The organism is Dyella sp. (assembly GCF_035486915.1).
Classification (GTDB): Bacteria; Pseudomonadota; Gammaproteobacteria; order Xanthomonadales; family Rhodanobacteraceae; genus Dyella_B.
Map to the genome: position 1 here is coordinate 35,780 of NZ_DATHMR010000204.1, position 16,912 is coordinate 52,691.

At 60.3% G+C, this 16,912-nt stretch carries 10 protein-coding genes; 6 read left to right on the forward strand and 4 right to left on the reverse strand.

Translation table 11 applies throughout. From position 1 onward, the window contains the following. The first annotated feature begins 53 nt into the window (after positions 1–53). Both VK725_RS17050 and VK725_RS17055 read left to right on the forward strand, forming a co-directional pair. Entirely contained in the window at positions 54–3,281 is a 3,228-nt protein-coding gene (locus VK725_RS17050; protein ID WP_325319256.1) for a TonB-dependent receptor, read from the forward strand. Further along, positions 3,281–5,518 carry a cellulase gene (locus VK725_RS17055; protein WP_325319257.1) on the forward strand — a complete coding sequence of 746 codons (2,238 nt, stop codon included), beginning with the start codon at positions 3,281–3,283 and terminating at the stop codon, positions 5,516–5,518. The genes VK725_RS17050 and VK725_RS17055 overlap by 1 nt, the downstream gene beginning before the upstream one ends. 129 nt (positions 5,519–5,647) lie before the next feature. Here VK725_RS17055 and VK725_RS17060 read toward each other — a convergent pair whose 3' ends face one another. The 3 genes from VK725_RS17060 to VK725_RS17070 form a co-directional block, all read right to left on the reverse strand. Continuing rightward, entirely contained in the window at positions 5,648–6,814 is a 1,167-nt protein-coding gene (locus tag VK725_RS17060) for a DNA-binding transcriptional regulator (RefSeq protein ID WP_325319258.1), read from the reverse strand. A gap of 81 nt (positions 6,815–6,895) precedes the next feature. Then, positions 6,896–7,849 carry a transaldolase gene (gene tal, locus VK725_RS17065; RefSeq protein WP_325319259.1) on the reverse strand — a complete coding sequence of 318 codons (954 nt, stop codon included), beginning with the start codon at positions 7,847–7,849 and terminating at the stop codon, positions 6,896–6,898. Between the two features lie 146 nt (positions 7,850–7,995). Beyond that, positions 7,996–8,757 carry a hypothetical protein gene (locus tag VK725_RS17070; RefSeq protein WP_325319260.1) on the reverse strand — a complete coding sequence of 254 codons (762 nt, stop codon included), beginning with the start codon at positions 8,755–8,757 and terminating at the stop codon, positions 7,996–7,998. Between the two features lie 159 nt (positions 8,758–8,916). Here VK725_RS17070 and VK725_RS17075 point away from each other — a divergent pair, with 159 nt between their 5' ends. Next, positions 8,917–9,714 carry an undecaprenyl-diphosphate phosphatase gene (locus tag VK725_RS17075; RefSeq protein ID WP_325319261.1) on the forward strand — a complete coding sequence of 266 codons (798 nt, stop codon included), beginning with the start codon at positions 8,917–8,919 and terminating at the stop codon, positions 9,712–9,714. A 16-nt stretch (positions 9,715–9,730) separates the two neighbouring features. Here the strand turns inward: VK725_RS17075 and VK725_RS17080 are convergent, their stop codons facing one another. Further along, on the reverse strand, positions 9,731–10,705 hold the full coding sequence (locus tag VK725_RS17080) for a LysR family transcriptional regulator (RefSeq protein ID WP_325319262.1): 975 nt from the start codon (positions 10,703–10,705) through the stop codon (positions 9,731–9,733). Between the two features lie 145 nt (positions 10,706–10,850). Here VK725_RS17080 and VK725_RS17085 point away from each other — a divergent pair, with 145 nt between their 5' ends. From VK725_RS17085 to VK725_RS17095, 3 genes are all read left to right on the forward strand, one after another. After that, positions 10,851–12,101: an efflux RND transporter periplasmic adaptor subunit gene (locus VK725_RS17085; RefSeq protein WP_325319263.1), complete on the forward strand. Its 1,251-nt coding sequence runs from the start codon at positions 10,851–10,853 to the stop codon at positions 12,099–12,101. Positions 12,102–12,253: 152 nt separating this feature from the next. Then, a complete protein-coding gene (locus VK725_RS17090; RefSeq protein WP_325319264.1) occupies positions 12,254–15,439 on the forward strand; it encodes an efflux RND transporter permease subunit in 3,186 nt (1,061 codons plus the stop codon). A 1-nt stretch (position 15,440) separates the two neighbouring features. After that, complete coding sequence (locus VK725_RS17095) at positions 15,441–16,886, forward strand: efflux transporter outer membrane subunit (RefSeq protein ID WP_325319265.1); 1,446 nt, start codon at positions 15,441–15,443, stop codon at positions 16,884–16,886. The last annotated feature ends 26 nt before the right edge of the window (positions 16,887–16,912 follow it).

Genomic DNA, 16,912 nt, shown 5'->3' on the forward strand with positions numbered 1-16,912 from the left:
AACGAGCAAGCGGCATGCGCCGCTAGCGAATCATGCACGAGGGGAGCGCTAACATGATCGGCAAGAAGCAATCGTTGCCATGGCAACCGCGACGCACGAATCCGCTTTCGACGGCTTCGTTGTCCAGCGTGCGTTTGGCTGGCGCCATCGCACTGGGACTGGCCCTGACTTACGCGCCGGCTGCACTGCATGCCCAGGACGCGAACCAGAATACGGCGGCCGCGCCGGCACCGCAGACCAACGCGACTGGCCAGACCGCCAACAGCAAACCGGCTGACAAGACGAAGCCCAAAACCAAGGACCAGAAGGACATCCAGGATCTGGACGGCGTCACGGTGACCGGCATTCGCGCGAGCCTGCAGACATCGCAGTCGCTGAAGCAGAACGCCAGCCAGATTGTCGACTCGGTGACCGCGACCGACATCAACGCGCTGCCCGACCGCAGCGTGACCGAAACCCTGCAGCGCATCAGCGGCGTGACGGTGGATCACTATCTGGCCGACGATGACCCGGACCATCCGTCCGCCGAAGGCAGCGCTGTGCTGATCCGCGGCCTGCCTTACGTCGCCAGCCTGCTCAACGGCGGCGAAAGCTTCTCGGCCAACAACGGCCGCGCGCTGAGCTTCGAAGATGTGCCCGCCGAGTTGATGGAAGGCGTGGACGTCTACAAGAACCCGTCTGCCGAAATGATCGAAGGCGGCATCGGCGGCACGGTAGATCTGCGCACGCGCATGCCGTTCGACCAACCGGGTCAGGTGATCGGCTTCTCCACCGGCATCAACGAAGGCGACATGGAGAAGAAGAGCAAGCCGTCCTCGTCGTTCCTGTATAGCAACCGCTGGAAGAGCGATGACCTCGGCGAGTTCGGCGCGCTGGTCGACCTGTCCTACTCCGAGCTGGCGTCGCGTTCCGATGGCGTCCAGGTCAACCCGTATGTGCTTGAGCCGGCCAACAATCTGGGCAATTGCGGGAATGTTCCGTGCGAACCGACCTCGGCCAACGGCAACGTGGCTGTTCCGGGCGACATCAACTATTACCAGATGGACATGCAGCGCCGTCGCACCGGCCTATACGGCGCCTTGCAGTGGCGTCCGAATAACGATCTGGAAATCTCCACGCGCTTCTTCCGTTCCATGTACAACCTGCAGTGGACTGAGCACGAAGTTCAGGCCAACGAAGGCAACTACTACAACATGGTGCCGGTGCCTGGCACGTCGTTCAGCTACGACGGCAACGGCGTCTTCCAGGACGGCGACATGGTGGCCAATTCGTGGCAGGGCTACGACCCCACGGCCAAGGCAACGCTGAACACCGGGTACCCGCCGATCGGTGGCCCGAACTACTACGCGCTTACCCGCGAACAAACCCAGTTCACCCGCACTACCGACTGGTCCACCGACTTCAAGTACAACCTCAACGACCACATGATCTGGTCGGGTGCCGTACAGTTCGTGAAGTCCACCTCCAATGAAGTGGACTTCACGGTGTACAACCAGTTCTTCATGCCGCCGGCCAACGTGAACGTGTCCGGCACGCCCGGCATGACGCTGTTGCCCAACCCCGCGTACGCCACCATTCCGTCGAACACCACCAATCCGAACAGCCTGACCAACTACGCCAATTACTACCTCGGCGCGGCGCTGGATCACCTGGAATACGACTACGCGATGGAGCGCGCCTTCCGCACCGACCTCGAATACGACTTCCAGGACAACAACTGGCTGCAGTACGTCAAGGTCGGCGTGCGCGCCACCACCCACGACACCTACAGCAACAACAACAGCAGCAGCTACAACTGGGGCCCGATCAGCCAGGTGTGGCAGGGCGCATCCATCTACAACGGCGGCACGCAGCCGCTGGACTGGGCCAATAACGTCCCTGCGTGGATGGAACAGCAGTTCACGATGGGCGACTTCTTCCGTGGTCAGGCGAAAGTTCCCACCACGCTGATCTTCCCCAGCACGGCACTGGTCGGCAATTACTACGGCGCGATCTCCGCGTTGCGTGCGCTTGAATTGGGCGGCGGCGCCGGTGGCTGGTGCCCGCAGTTCTTCACCTCGGCCGACGGCTGCACGCCAGCCTCGGGCATGAGCGCGGACTACATGCATGAATCGACCCAAGCCGGCTATGCCACGCTGTACTTCGGCAACGACAGCGCGCTGGGCATTCCCTTCGATGGCAACATCGGCGTGCGCTTTGTCCGCACCAGCCTGAACGCTAACGGTTCAGTGACGTACCCGTCGTCGGATGCCATCCAGAACCCCGAAGGTATCTCGCCGGCCCAGATGGCCCTTTTCAACGGCATGACCACGCCGATCAACGGCGCCTACGACTACCACAACGTACTCCCCAGCTTGAACCTGCGTTTCAAGCTCACCGACGACCTGCAACTGCGTCTGGCCGCTTCCAAGGGTGTCACCCGCCCGGATATCAGCGAGCTCAACTCCTACATGGTTATCGGTAGCTCGTGGACGTCGGCTGGAACGAGCTCGGCGAGCGCGGCATCCAAACTCGCCGGCTTCACCGCCACCTCGGGCGGCAACCCGGACCTGAAACCGCTGGAAGCCAACCAGTTCGACGCCGCACTGGAATGGTACTTCGCGCCGACCAGCGAGATGTATGTCACGCTGTTCAAGAAGGATCTCTCCAACTACACCACGACCGAAGTCCATCAGCAGATCATCGATGGCGTGCCGGTGGCGGTGAGCGGCCCGACCAATGCGGGCAAAGGTACCGTCAAGGGTGCCGAGTTCGGCTATTCGCAGTTCTTTGACTTCCTGCCGGGCGCGCTCAAGGGTTTGGGCATACAGGCCAACTACACCTTCCTGCAGAGCAGCAAGGTCTACAACACCACCTCGTGCGATCCGAACCACGGCAATGGTTCGTGCGCGGCCGACGACGTGGTCACCAACCCGGGCCTGCCGATGCAGGGCTTGTCGCCGCACAACTACAACATCACCGGCATGTACGAATACGGTGACTGGTCGGCTCGCCTGGCCTGGTCGTGGCGCAGTCGTTACCTGATCACGCCGGTGGATTCGGGCGATACCTATCTGCCGATGTGGAACGCATCGTCGGGCCAGCTCGATGGCTCGGTGTTCTACCACATCAACAAGAACATGCAGGTCGGCCTGCAGGTGAACAACCTCACCAACACCGTGCAGCGAGTGCTGATGGGTCCGACCACCTACTTGAACGGTTACGTGGACACGAATCTCTACACGCGTGCGCTGTTCATGACCGACCGTCGTTACGAACTGGTATTCCGCGCGAGCTTCTGATGATTACCCCCGCCGACAAGGCAAGCCGCTGGATGCTTGCCTGTCTGCTTTTTTTTGCCGCTGGCATGCACGCGCATGCCAGCGATACGGCCATCGCATATCGTTTTGCCAATGTCCGCATCGGCGGTGGTGGTTTCGTTAGCGGATTGCTTTACCAGCCCAACGCAAACGACTTGCTGTATGCACGCACCGATGTCGGCGGCGCGTATCGATGGGATCCGTCGCGCACACAGTGGACGCCTTTGCTCGACTGGCTTCCCGCCAGCGACAACAATCTCTATGGCGTGGACAGCGTTGCGGTCGATCCCAATGACGTCAATCGTCTTTACCTGCTGACCGGCACCTACACCCTTCCGAGCGCCGGCAATGGCGCCGTGCTGATCTCCACCGATCGCGGAACACACTTCACGCGCAGCGATTTGCCGTTTCCCGTAGGCGGCAACGAGCAAGGCCGTAACAACGGCGAGCGCCTTGCAGTCGATCCCAACGACGGACGTGTTCTATTCCTAGGTTCGCGCACGGCCGGTTTGTGGCACAGCGTCGATCACGGTACGCACTGGACGCAGGTGCGAGATTTTCCAGCGATGGCTAGCAGCACCAACACCTTGGCGGCGCATGGTTCGCGCATGCAACCGGTGGGCATCGTATTCGTGGTTTTCGATCCGACGAGCGGTAGTCTCGGACATGCCAGCCGCACTTTATATGCCGGCGTTTCCACGCAAGACACCAGCATCTATCGTTCCGCCGATGGTGGCGAACATTGGACGGCCGTGGAAGGTCAACCCACTGGCTTGCGTCCCAACCACATGGTGCGAGCAAGTGATGGCGCGTATTACCTCACGTACGGCGATCAGGCCGGACCGGACCGGATGCACGATGGCGCCGTGTGGAAATACACGCCGGACAACGGGCAATGGAAGGACATCACGCCATTGCCGCGCACGGCGGGGCAGCCCAGCGGCTACGGGTGGAACGCCATCGCGTTGGACACGAGCAATCCGCAAGTAGTGATGACGGCGACCTTCGCGCATTACACGCCGAAAGACTTGTTGTTCCGCAGCACCGACGGTGGACAGCACTGGCATGAAGTGTTCGCGCATTCGCAGTTCGATACCGATCATCCGGTCTGGCTGAAGGAGCACATGCCGCACTGGATTGCTTCCGTCGTCATCGATCCGCACGACGCCGATCGCGCGTGGTTCGTCACCGGCTACGGTGTATGGGCTACGCATGATTTGCGCGACGCTGATCGTGAGGGCACTGTACATTGGCAATTCCTCGACGATGGCCTGGAAGAAATCGTCGCCAAGGCGATCATCAGCCCAGCTACGGGCGCGCACTTGATCAGCGCGATGTACGACATGGATGGCTATCGCCACGATGACCTCGACGTGGCGCCGCCCCAACTGAATGCGCCGCCACGCTACACCGATGCGGACGACATGGACTACGCCGGCCGCAAACCCTACGTGATCGTGCGCAGCGGCTGGATACGCAAGCCCGCCGCACCTGCCATTCGCGCTGCGTATTCCACCGATGGCGGGAAGCATTGGCAGACTTTTGCCAGCGAGCCGTCCAACATGGAAGGTGTCGGTGGCGGCAGCATCGCTATCGCCGCAGACGCCAGCCGCGCGTTGTGGTTTCCGCGCGAGGCAGAACACGGCTATCTCACGACGGATTTTGGCCGGCATTGGCAGGTAATCGACGGATTGGAAGGACATTTGCGCGTCGTTGCCGATCGCATCGATCCGCAACGCTTCTACGCTGTCGATGCACAGCAGAAAGCGATTTTCGCCAGCCAAGATGGTGGCGCGCACTTTAAGCCGATCTTTGGCGCGATGGGCCAATTCGCTGCCAAGGCTTCGCACTTGCGCCTGCAAGCTGCGCCGGATTTGGCAGGCCGGTTTTATCTATCCAGCCACGACGGACTTGTTCGCGGTAGCGACGATGGAACGTTGTCCTCCACCGCCGGCGAGCTAACCAGTGTAGACGCTTTCGGTTTCGGCACGCGCGCGCCGCACCAGTCACAAGTTGCGTTGTATGCGGCCGGCAAGCGCGGGGATGAGCAAGGCATCTTTCGCTCCGTCGATGGAGGCCAGCATTGGCAGCGCATCGACGATGATGCTCACCGCTACGGCGAAATCAGCATGATCACCGGCGATCCGCGCGTGTTTGGTCGTGTCTATTTCGGCACCAGCGGACGCGGCATCGTCTACGGCGACCCAGTTGCGCCCTGAGTCGCGACTCGCATGTATTTACCCACGCGCCGCCTGGTCGGACTGTTTTTCATCCTCTTGGGGATGTTCGTCGTGGGCGTGATGCTGACGACCGTTCTGCCGTGGAGGCGATAACGACGACGACCCGCCTCAGACTCGCAGCTTTTCCAGATACTGCTTCGGCGTGCAGTCGAACTCGCGGCGGAACACGGCGTACATGTATTGCAGTGAAGTGAAGCCGCTGCGCACGGCTACGTCCGACAACGACATCGATGGATCGGCCAGCATGTGCCGCGCCGTTTCCAGCTTGTGTTCCAGGATCACCTGATGCACCGACTTCTTCAGCTCACGCTTGAAATGTTCTTCCAGCGGCGTGCGTGAAATGCCGACGTAATCGGCCACCTGCTCGGTCTTGATTCCCATGCAGGCGTACTGGCGAATGTAGTGCCGCGCGCGCATTACGTACGGGCTCACGATGCATTGGTGCTGACTGCTGGCCTGCACATTGATGCCTGCTGGCGGCACCAGGATGCGCGTGGTCGAGCAATCGCCGCCATGCAGCATTTGATGCAGTAGTTGCGCGGCGGTGCGCCCCATTTCTTCGGCGCCCTGGATCACTGACGTCAGCCGGATGCAGCTGAGCATCTGCACGATCGGATCGTTGTCGATGCCGACGATGGCGACTTGGTCGGGTACCGGCACGTCGGCCACGATGCATGCTTGCAACAGCTGTCGCGCGCGTGCATCGGTGGCAGCGATGATGCCGATGGGTTTGGGCAACGAACGTACCCACTCGGCGACATCTTCCTGCGCGCGGCCCCAGCCGCCCGCATTGGTCGGCGAGCCGTGATAGATAATCCCATCCAGGCCATCGTCGTCGGTCATCTTGCGGAACCAGCTCTCGCGCTCGTAAGCCCAGCGATTACCCGGTTCCGGTGGCTTGCCGAAGAAGGCGAAACGTTGCAGGCCGTGTTCGATCAAATGATCGTAGGCGATGCGCACCAGCTTCTGGTTGTCAGTGGCGACGTAAGGAATGTTGGTCGGGTAATGCGATTCGTTGGCGTAGGAGCCGCCCACCGCCACCACCGGCAGCGGCAGCGCCGACACGGCCTCGGCCACGATGGGGTCGTCGAAATCGGCGATGATCCCGTCGCCGCGCCACAGGTGGATGCCTGCGGTACGGCTACGGAAATCTTCCTCCATGAACAGATCCCACTTCACCCGAGTGAAGGTGAGATGCTGCCCGATGCCCGTAATGACCTGCCGGTCGTAGACCTTGTTGGCGTTGAACAGCAACGCAATGCGATAAGGCGACATAGGGGCCGTTACGGAAGGAACAGATGGACTGCGATGGGCCAACGCTGACAGGGGCCGTCGCGTCGGTCAATCCATCTTTCCTCACAGCTTCGCGGCCAGCAATGCCTCTAATTTCCGCTGGTCCGCCGCAAACTTGCGGATGCCGTCGGCCAGCTTGTCAGTGGCCATGGCGTCCTCGTTGTGACCCCAGCGGAAGGTGGCTTCGTTCATCGGTGCAGTGCGTGCAGCGCGCGCGCCATCGTCGGTCAACGCGCGAGCCAGAGGAGTGTGGTCCTGCTCCAGCTTTTCCAGTAGGTCTGGGCTGATGGTGAGACGGTCGCAACCGGCCAGCGCCTGGATCTGGCCGACATTGCGGAAGCTGGCGCCCATGACGATGGTGTTAAAGCCATGCTGCTTGTACCAACTGTAGATGTTGCGCACCGATTTCACGCCGGGATCGTCGTCCGGGGCGTAGCTCTTGGTGGCGGTGTTGGCGACATACCAGTCCATAATGCGCCCCACGAACGGCGAGATCAGGAATACACCGGCTTCGGCGCAAGCTACCGCCTGCTCGAAGGAGAACAATAAGGTCAGGTTGCAGTGGATGCCGCGCTTTTCCAGCTGTTCGGCAGCGCGGATGCCCTCCCAAGTGGATGCGATCTTGATCAGGATGCGTTCGTGCGTCACCCCCGCTTGTTCGTACAGACCGACCAGGCGTTCGGCCTTGGCGATGGTGGCGTTGGTGTCGAAGGACAGGCGCGCATCGACTTCGGTAGACACACGACCGGGCACGAGTTTCAGAATCTTGCAGCCGACCGCCACGGCCAGATGGTCGCCCGCGTCTATCAGTTGCTGCTCGCGCGCGTTGCCTTGCGACTTGGCCCACGTCACCGCTTCATCGATCAGCGGCGCATAGGCGGGTAGTTCGGCGGCTTTGAGCAACAACGAGGGGTTGGTGGTGGCGTCCACCGGCTTGTAGCGGGCGATGGCTTCGATGTCGCCGGTGTCGGCAACCACGGTGGTGTACTGGCGCAATTGTTCGAGTTGGGTGCTCACAGGTATCAGTCTGGTTGTCGGGTGGATGGCCTATTGTCCGGGCTGCCGGACGTGGGGCACAAGACATTCCTCTGACCTGAAATTTCTGGTCCGTATCCCCTGTTACGCACACAAACTCTGAAGTGTTACCCACCACCCACGCATCATCACGTGCCTATATGAGAAAGCGCCTCCCGCAAGGGCGCCACGGAAATATTGATGAACCCGTCCAACGGCGTATCCATTTCCAGAATCACATAGATGGCCCCTGCGGCCGAGAACGCACACATCACGAAGAAAAAAATCAGTGTGTTGTTGTGCGGCGCGAACAGGCCGAATGCAGCGAAGATGATCGATAGCCATGACACCAGCACAAACAGCAGCGCAGCGGGAATCGAGCCGCGTCGCTGCAGCAGTGCGAGCCAACGCGCGGCGAACACATCGTCGGCGAGCTCCATGCAGCGTGATTGCAAGTGTTCTTGCAACGCTGTCTTTGGCGAGAGTTGCGCCAGCTCGTGTTGGAAACGATGGATCTCACCAACCATGTCAGGATTTTCCAGCCGCATCAGCTGGCTCTCTCTGCCAGACCCCAATACGTCGATCCATTTCGCATAGTTGATTTTCAATTCCTGGCGTAGCGGCATGGTTTCCGGACCGTACTCGGCGAGATTGCGGTCGAGCTGGATGATCTTCACAGCGTTGCGCACGAGATCGGCATTGACCGTGTCGAAGGAATTTTTTGCCGACGAAATCAGCAGGCCGAGCACCAACGCCGCGATCGTGGCAATAAGGCCGGTGGCAAGCTTGATGGTACTGACCGATTCTTCGTTCAGATGATGGTCGGGCAGATGCAGCCGCCACCACAGGCCCAGCATGGCCATGCCGAAAACCCAGACAAAGACGACGAGTGCAATGAGCAGATGAACCATGGGCCCTCCGCAAGCGTAGCGTGCGTATGACGTCGTTCCGAACTGCCTGCAACGGCGATGCTTCCATCGGCCGCCGCTTCCCCGCTAACCAGCGCGATGGTACTCCGGTCGCCGGTAGACGGCGCAAGCTATGCTTCACTCGTCCAAGGGAGGCATCGCATGCACGACCTGATCTGCGTCATCCTGCTGGGGATCATCGAAGGAGTGACTGAATTCCTCCCGATCTCCAGCACAGGGCATCTGCTCATTGCCGAGGATTTCGGTCTTGGCGCACGCTCGGATCTTTTCAACGTCGGTATCCAGGCGGGCGCGATATTGGCCATAACGCTGATTTACCGGACTCGCATCTGGCAGCTGCTGACGCAGTGGCGCGAGCGAAGCAATCGCGACTATCTGTGCAAACTGCTCGTGGCGTTTTTCATCACGTGCGTGCTCGGCGTTGTCGTTACGCATTATGGTTTCAAATTGCCGGAAACCATCACGCCGATTGCATGGGCTTTGTTGCTCGGCGGGTTCTGGATACTTGCAGCCGAAGCGGTTGCGGCGCGGCAAGTCGATCGCAAGGAAATCACGTGGCGCGTTGCGATACTTGTCGGCATCGCGCAAATCGTCGCCGGCATTTTTCCCGGTACTTCGCGCTCCGGCGCGACGATTTTCACAGCGATGCTCGCCGGCACCAGCAATCGACCCGCAGCGACGGAGTTTTCGTTTCTTGTCGGCATACCCACAATGTATGCGGCCACGGGTTATGAGTTGCTCAAAGTACTAAAACATGGCGGCGCAGCGCACGAAGATTGGACGGCCCTGATCGTTGGCTTCGTCGTATCGCTTGTCGTGGCGTTTATCGTAGTGAAATGGCTGCTCGGCTACATCCGCACGCACCGCTTCACGTGGTTTGCGATTTATCGCATCGTGCTGGGCGCAGCGTTGTTGCTGCTGATTCCCACAGGCGCCTGATCCGACCTGCAACGCATCACTGCGTACGCGTCGCCGGCTTTTCCTGCTTCGGCATAAACGATTCGACGATCGGTCCCGGCGCCACCTGGCAAACGGCCTCGAACGGACGCTCGAACAACTCACGCGCCCATTCGATAAACGCCTGCACGCGTGCCGACAGATGCTTCTTCTGCGGGTAGACGATCCACACGGATTTACCGGTTGAAACGGTGTTCGTCAGGATCGGCTCGAGTTTTCCGAAGTCGAGCATACATGCGGCGAGTACGTGCGGCGCCTGGATGATGCCCAGTCCCGCCACCGCAGCCTGGATCACGGATTCGCCATCGTTGATAAGCATGTGCGCATCGACGTCAACGTCGACGCGGCCATTCGGTGTTTCGAACTGCCACTGACGCGGACGGCCGTTGGGATACACGTAGTTGATGCAGCGATGATTCTTCAGATCGTCGATGGTGGCCGGCGAGCCGTGCTTCTGCAGATATTCCGGTGAGGCAAGCAAGACATTCCGGAAGTAGCCGATCTTGCGCGCGATGAGGCTGGAATCTTCCAGCTCGCCCATGCGGATGGCGCAGTCCACCCCTTCCTCGTTGAGGTCGTAGGGGTAGTCGCACATCATCAATTCGAGCCGGATGTCCGGGTAGCGGCGTTCGAAATCGCTGAGCTGCGGAATGATCGCCGCGCGCCCCACCGAGACCGACATACCCACGCGCAACTTGCCCTTGGGTTTGCGGTGCGCATAACCCAGGGCCTCGGTCGCCTCGTTGAGATCGGCAAGGATCTCCTTGCAACGTGTATAGAACGAGGCCCCATCGTCGGTTAAACGCAAGGCCCGGGTGGACCGGAACAGCAATCGGGCACCCAAATGCTCCTCAAGACGGGACACCGCGCGGCTGACGCCCGACGGCGTCATGCCCAGTTGGGCAGCTGCCGAGGCAAAACTCTTGGCTTCGACCACGCGAACAAAGGCGGATATAGCTGAAAAGTCTTCCATAGGACCGATTATGCACCCATTCGTGACTGAGAGTCACGAGTCATATGATTACTAAACGGGTTTTCTATACTGGTCAGTATACCTAATATTCCGTTCCCTGATCGTGCTGCATTGCGGCACGAAGGTATTGAGAGGGAGCGAGATAATGTTGAAGAAAACCATTCTAGCCAGCCTGGTCGTTGTCGCCATTGGCGGCAGCTGGGCCCTTTTAGGCAGCCACGGCGCCCATGCGCAAGCCGCTGCCGGCGGCGCCCTGCCGCAGGTCACCGTGGCCGAGGCGATGGTGCGGCCGGTTAGCGACAGCGCCGATTTCACTGGCCAGCTGCAGTCCGTCGATGCTGCCGATGTGCGCCCGCGCGTGGGCGGCTACGTGAACTCCGTTGAATTCAAGGAAGGTGCCGACGTGCACCAGGGCGATGTGCTATTCCGCATCGACCCCCGCCCATTCCAGGCCGAAGTAGACCGGCTGACCGCCAACCGCGCGCAAGCCCAGGCCCAATTGGGTCTGGCGCAAGCCAACGCGGCACGCGCAAAGCGCCTGCTTGAACAACACGCCATTTCGCAAGAAGACGCCGACAGCATGAGTACCGGCGAGCAAAGCGCGAGCGCCTCGCTTGCCGCGGCGACCGCGGCGCTCGCCACGGCAAAACTCAATCTGGATTGGACGCAGGTGCGTGCACCGATCGATGGCCGCGTAAGCAACGCGCGCATCATGCCGGGCAACCTGGTGACTAGTTCGGATGTGCTGACCAGCGTGGTGTCGGTCAATCCCGTCTACGTGTATTTCGATGTCGACGAACAGACGTGGTTGAAGCTGGATCGTCTGCGCCGCGATGCCACGAAGAGCGGCCGTGCCGCACGCATCGAAGCGACGATGGGTCTGGCCGACGAGCAGGGTTATCCGCACACCGGACGCATCGACTTTGTCGATAACCAGGTGCATGCCAACTCCGGAACCATGCGACTGCGGGCGGTATTCGACGACGAAGGTGGATTGCTGACACCCGGCTTGTACGCACATGTGCGCCTGCAAAGCGGCCAGCCGCGTCCGCGTCTATTAATTGATGATCGCGCCGTGGGTACCGATCTGGGCAACCAGTTCGTCTATGTGGTCGATGCGCAGCACAAGGTGGAATACCGCAAGGTCGATACCGGTCCGCTGTTCCATGGATTGCGCGTGATCGATAACGGCCTGAATGCCGGCGATGTTGTTGTCATCAACGGTTTGCAGCGTGTGCGCCCCGGTGCAGAAGTGACACCGCAACAGGTCGCGATGAATTCGCGCCTCGATCCGCAAGACAAGGCATTGGTCGATGCTGCCGCGACCGATCCGGATGGAAACGACACACGCACTGCGCAGGCCAACACCGCTACGCAAAAGCACCCGCAAGGCTAATCGCTCCCTCCCCTGCATGCAGCAGGGGAGGGTTGGAGTGGGGTGAAGCCCTCCATGAAGCACACAAGCGTGCCCCCTCCCAACCTCCCCCTACAAGCAGGGGGAGGAGCACAACGATTTACTGCGGTTTTATAGCTTTCGAGACATAACCCATGAAAAACATTGCCCAGTTTTTCGTCGATCGGCCGATCATGGCCGCGGTGCTCTCGCTGATCTTCGTGATCGCGGGAAGCATCGCTGTCTTCAAACTGCCGATTGCCGAATATCCCGAAGTCGTGCCGCCTACCGTGGTGGTGCACGCCAGCTATCCCGGCGCCAACCCCGAGGTGATTGCCGAAACGGTGGCCACGCCACTGGAAGAGCAGATCAACGGCGTGGAAGGCATGCTGTACACCTCATCGCAAGCGACCAGCGACGGCACGATGACGCTGACGGTGACGTTTGCGCTGGGCACCGATCTCAACAACGCACAGGTGGAAGTACAGAACCGCGTAGCACAGGCATTGCCGAAGCTGCCGGAAGAAGTGCAACGCCTCGGCGTGACGACACAGAAAAGTTCGCCCGACCTCACGATGGTCGTGCATCTGACTTCGCCCGATAAGCGCTACGACATGCTTTACCTGTCGAACTACGCGCGCCTGCACGTCAAGGATCTGCTCGCACGCCTCGATGGCGTGGGCGACGTGCAGATTTTCGGTGCCGGCGAATACAGCATGCGCGTGTGGCTGGACCCACAGAAGCTCGCTCAGCGCAACATGACCACCGGCGACGTCGTGCATGCGATTCAGGAGCAGAACGTTGCCGTGGCAGCCGGTGCGCTGAATGCGCCGCCGGTGCCGGGCAACACAGACTTCCAGCTCAACATCAACACGCAAGGCCGCCTGAGCACGGTGGACGATTTCCGCAACATCATCGTGCGCACCGATCCGGATGGCAGCGTGGTGCATTTAAGCGATGTCGCGCGTGTCGAGCTTGGCTCGGATCAATATGCGTTGCGCAGTCTGCTCAACAATCAGCCTGCCGTGGCGATTCCGATCTTTGCACGTCCGGGTTCCAACGCGATTCAAATCTCCAATGAAGTTCGCGCCACCATGGCGCAATTGAAGAAGGAGTTTCCGGAAGGCGTCGACTACAGCATCGTTTACGATCCCACAGTGTTTGTGCGCGGTTCGATTGAAGCCGTTGCGCATACGCTGCTGGAAGCGATTTTCCTCGTCGTGCTCGTGGTGATCCTGTTCCTCCAGACATGGCGTGCGTCGATCATTCCGCTGGTTTCCGTGCCGGTGTCATTAATCGGCACCTTCGCGGTGATGTATCTGGTCGGTTTCTCGCTCAACGCACTATCGCTGTTCGGCCTGGTGCTGGCGATCGGTATCGTGGTGGACGATGCCATCGTCGTGGTCGAGAACGTCGAGCGCAATATCGAACTGGGCTACACGCCGCGCGATGCGACACGACGCGCGATGAACGAGGTGACAAGCCCGATTGTCGCCACGGCGCTTGTACTGTGTGCGGTGTTCATTCCCACCGCATTTATCAGCGGCCTGACCGGCATGTTCTATCGCCAGTTCGCGCTGACGATTGCCATTTCCACGGTGATCTCCGCGTTCAACTCGCTGAGCCTGAGTCCGGCGCTCGCCGCTGTGCTGCTCAAGGGTCACGACGCACCGAAAGATCGCATGACGGTGTGGATCGACAAGGCGTTCGGCTGGCTCTTCCGTCCCTTCAATCGGATGTTCCACCGTGGTTCGGATCGCTACGTCGGCGGTGTGCGTCGCATCGTGGGCAAAGGTCCGGTGGCGCTGGCGCTGTATGCCGGACTCATTGGCCTGACGTGGCTGGGTTTCAGTCATGTGCCGATGGGCTTTGTCCCTGCGCAGGACAAGCAGTACCTCGTGTCGTTTGCGCAGTTGCCCGACGCTGCGTCGCTGGATCGCACCGAAGATGTCATTCAACGCATGTCGGCGATCGCATTGAAGCAGCCTGGCGTCGAAAGCGCGGTGGCATTCCCCGGCCTTTCCATCAACGGTTTTACCAACAGCACCAACGCGGGCATCGTGTTCGTGACGTTGAAGCCGTTTGACGAACGCCGCGATCCATCGTTGTCGGCCGGTGCAATTGCTGCGGCGCTGAATCAGAAGTTCCTGTCGATCCAGGATGCGTACATCGCGATCTTCCCGCCACCGCCGGTACAAGGCCTTGGCACGATCGGCGGTTTCCGCCTGCAGGTCGAGGATCGCGGGCAGCTCGGTTTCGATGAGTTGTACAAGCAAACGCAGAACCTGATTGCTAAGAGCCAGAAGGTGCCAGCACTCGCCGGATTGTTCTCCAGCTATCAAGTGAGCGTGCCGCAGATCGATGCGGACGTGAATCGCGAAAAAGCGAAAGCCGAAGGCGTGGATCTGACTGATGTCGATCAAACCATGCAGGCCTATCTTGGTTCGCTGTACGTCAACGACTTCAATCGCTTTGGACGTATCTACCAAGTGAATGTGTCGGCCGAACCAAGCTATCGCCACGAGCCGGAGGACATCACGCAGTTGAAGACGCGTAACGCGAAGGGCGACATGGTGCCGCTGGGTTCGTTCGTGACAGTGCGTCGCACAGCCGGTCTTGAACGCGTGATGCATTACAACGGTTACGTGACGGCAGAAATCAACGGCGGTCCGGCCCCCGGCTTCAGCTCCGGCCAGGCACAGGCTGCGATGGAAAAGCTGGCGAACGACAACCTGCCCAATGGCATGAGCTACGAGTGGACCGAGCTCACGTATCAGCAAATACTCGCTGGTAACACAGCCATCCTCGTGTTTCCGTTGTGCGTGCTGCTGGTGTTCCTGGTGCTGTCGTCGCTGTATGAAAGCTGGTCGCTGCCGTTGGCCGTGATCCTGATCGTGCCGATGGTGTTGCTCTCCGCCATCGCCGGTGTGTGGTTGTCCGGTGGCGACAACAACATCTTCACGCAGATCGGCTTGATCGTGCTGGTGGGTCTGGCCTGCAAGAATGCGATTCTGATCGTGGAGTTTGCACGCGAACGTCAACATGAAGGCATGAGCCGTCATGAAGCAGTGCTGGAAGCAGCTCGCTTGCGACTGCGCCCGATTCTGATGACGTCGATCGCCTTCATCATGGGCGTGGTGCCGCTGGTGACTTCGCACGGCGCCGGTGCGGAGATGCGCCACGCGATGGGTGTGGCGGTGTTCTCCGGCATGCTCGGCGTCACCATCTTTGGCTTGATCTACACACCTCTGTTCTACGTGCTGATTCGCGCACTGGTTGAACGCCGCGAAGCGCGCAAGAAGCAGCACGCATCCACGTTGCCCGCTTTGGAGGGCCATTGAGATGACACGCTTTATTCGTAATACGGCACTGTTTGCCGCCCTTGCGCTGGCCGGTTGCGCCAGCGTGGGGCCGGATTACAAAACGCCCGCAACGCCTGCTGCCAACGTGCAGGGGGTCGATACGGCACGCGAAAGCGCCGATCAGTTCCAGGCGCAATGGTGGACGCAGTTCAACGACCCGGTGCTGAATGCACTGATCCAGCGCGCTGCGAAAGGCAACCTGGATTTGCACATTGCAGTCGCGCGCCTCAATGAATCACGCGCGTTGCTTGGCAGCGCCAAGGCGGACCAGCTGCCGACCATCGATACGGATCTCGCCTATAGCCGGGCGATCGAACAGCAGCCCGGTTTTACGACGCAGCGCATACCGATCAAGACGTACGAGGCCGGTTTTGATGCGTCGTGGGAAATCGATCTGTTCGGTGGTGTGCGGCGTAATGTGGAAGCCGCACGCGCCGACATGGGTGCGAGCGAAGCGTCATTGCGCGATGCGCAGGTGACACTGTTTGCCGAAGTGGCGCGCAATTACTTTGAGTTGCGCGGTACGCAGCAACGGCTTGCCATCGCGCAACGCAACATCGCCAACCAGGCCGATACGTTGAAGCTGATTCAGGCGCGCGCAGAGATCGGCACCGCGTCGGAGCAGGACGTCGCCAGCGCGAGCGCGCAGTTGAGTGCGGCGCGTGCGCAATTGCCGGTACTCGATACGCAGTCGAAAGCGTATGAATATCGACTTGCCGTGTTGGTGGGCGAACGTCCGGGTGAATTGGACGTGGATGTATCCCCCGCCACGTTCAAGCCGATTGCCACCGTGTTGCCCATCGGCAAGGCCGACGATGTGCTCTCGCGCCGTCCTGACGTGCGCGTCGCCGAGCGGCAATATGCTGCGGCCACGGCACGTATCGGTGTCGCGAAGGCCGATTTCTATCCGCACATTTCGATAGGCGGCTTTCTCGGTTTTCTTGCCGGGCAAAGCAATGACTTTGGCGGACCGGCATCGCGCGCGTTCTCCATTGGGCCGAGCATTACCTGGTCGGGGCTGAACGTGGAACGCGTGCGGTCCAATTTGCACGCGAGCGAAGCGCGTGCAGATGAGGCGGAGGCGAATTATCAGCGCACCGTTCTGTCTGCGATCGAAGATGTCGACAATGCGGTTGTCGGTTACAACGCCGAGCATGAACGCGTCGAACAGTTGATGGCGCAAAGCGAACAGAGCCGCCGCGCGGCAGATCTCGCACGCATTCGCTACAAGGAAGGCGCTACAGGTTATCTGGAATTGCTGGATGCCGAGCGCGTGCAGCTTGCAGCTGAAGACGATCTGGCGCAGTCAGAAGCGGCTATCGATACGAGAGCCGTGTCGCTTTACAAAGCGCTGGGCGGCGGATGGCAAGCTTGCAATGACGCGACTTGCACGCAAGTAGCCAACGCCGTCGCCACTGTCCAATAATCCCCTCACCGTCATTCCGGCGCTGG

What these genes read in the sequence shown, in the direction of transcription:
- VK725_RS17050 (WP_325319256.1), top strand. Translation starts at nt 54, where the DNA reads ATGATCGGCAAGAAGCAATCGTTGCCATGGCAACCGCGACGCACGAAT.
- VK725_RS17080 (WP_325319262.1), bottom strand. Translation starts at nt 10,705, where the DNA reads ATGGAAGACTTTTCAGCTATATCCGCCTTTGTTCGCGTGGTCGAAGCC.
- VK725_RS17055 (WP_325319257.1), top strand. Translation starts at nt 3,281, where the DNA reads ATGATTACCCCCGCCGACAAGGCAAGCCGCTGGATGCTTGCCTGTCTG.
- VK725_RS17095 (WP_325319265.1), top strand. Translation starts at nt 15,441, where the DNA reads ATGACACGCTTTATTCGTAATACGGCACTGTTTGCCGCCCTTGCGCTG.
- VK725_RS17075 (WP_325319261.1), top strand. Translation starts at nt 8,917, where the DNA reads ATGCACGACCTGATCTGCGTCATCCTGCTGGGGATCATCGAAGGAGTG.
- VK725_RS17060 (WP_325319258.1), bottom strand. Translation starts at nt 6,814, where the DNA reads ATGTCGCCTTATCGCATTGCGTTGCTGTTCAACGCCAACAAGGTCTAC.
- VK725_RS17085 (WP_325319263.1), top strand. Translation starts at nt 10,851, where the DNA reads ATGTTGAAGAAAACCATTCTAGCCAGCCTGGTCGTTGTCGCCATTGGC.
- VK725_RS17070 (WP_325319260.1), bottom strand. Translation starts at nt 8,757, where the DNA reads ATGGTTCATCTGCTCATTGCACTCGTCGTCTTTGTCTGGGTTTTCGGC.
- VK725_RS17090 (WP_325319264.1), top strand. Translation starts at nt 12,254, where the DNA reads ATGAAAAACATTGCCCAGTTTTTCGTCGATCGGCCGATCATGGCCGCG.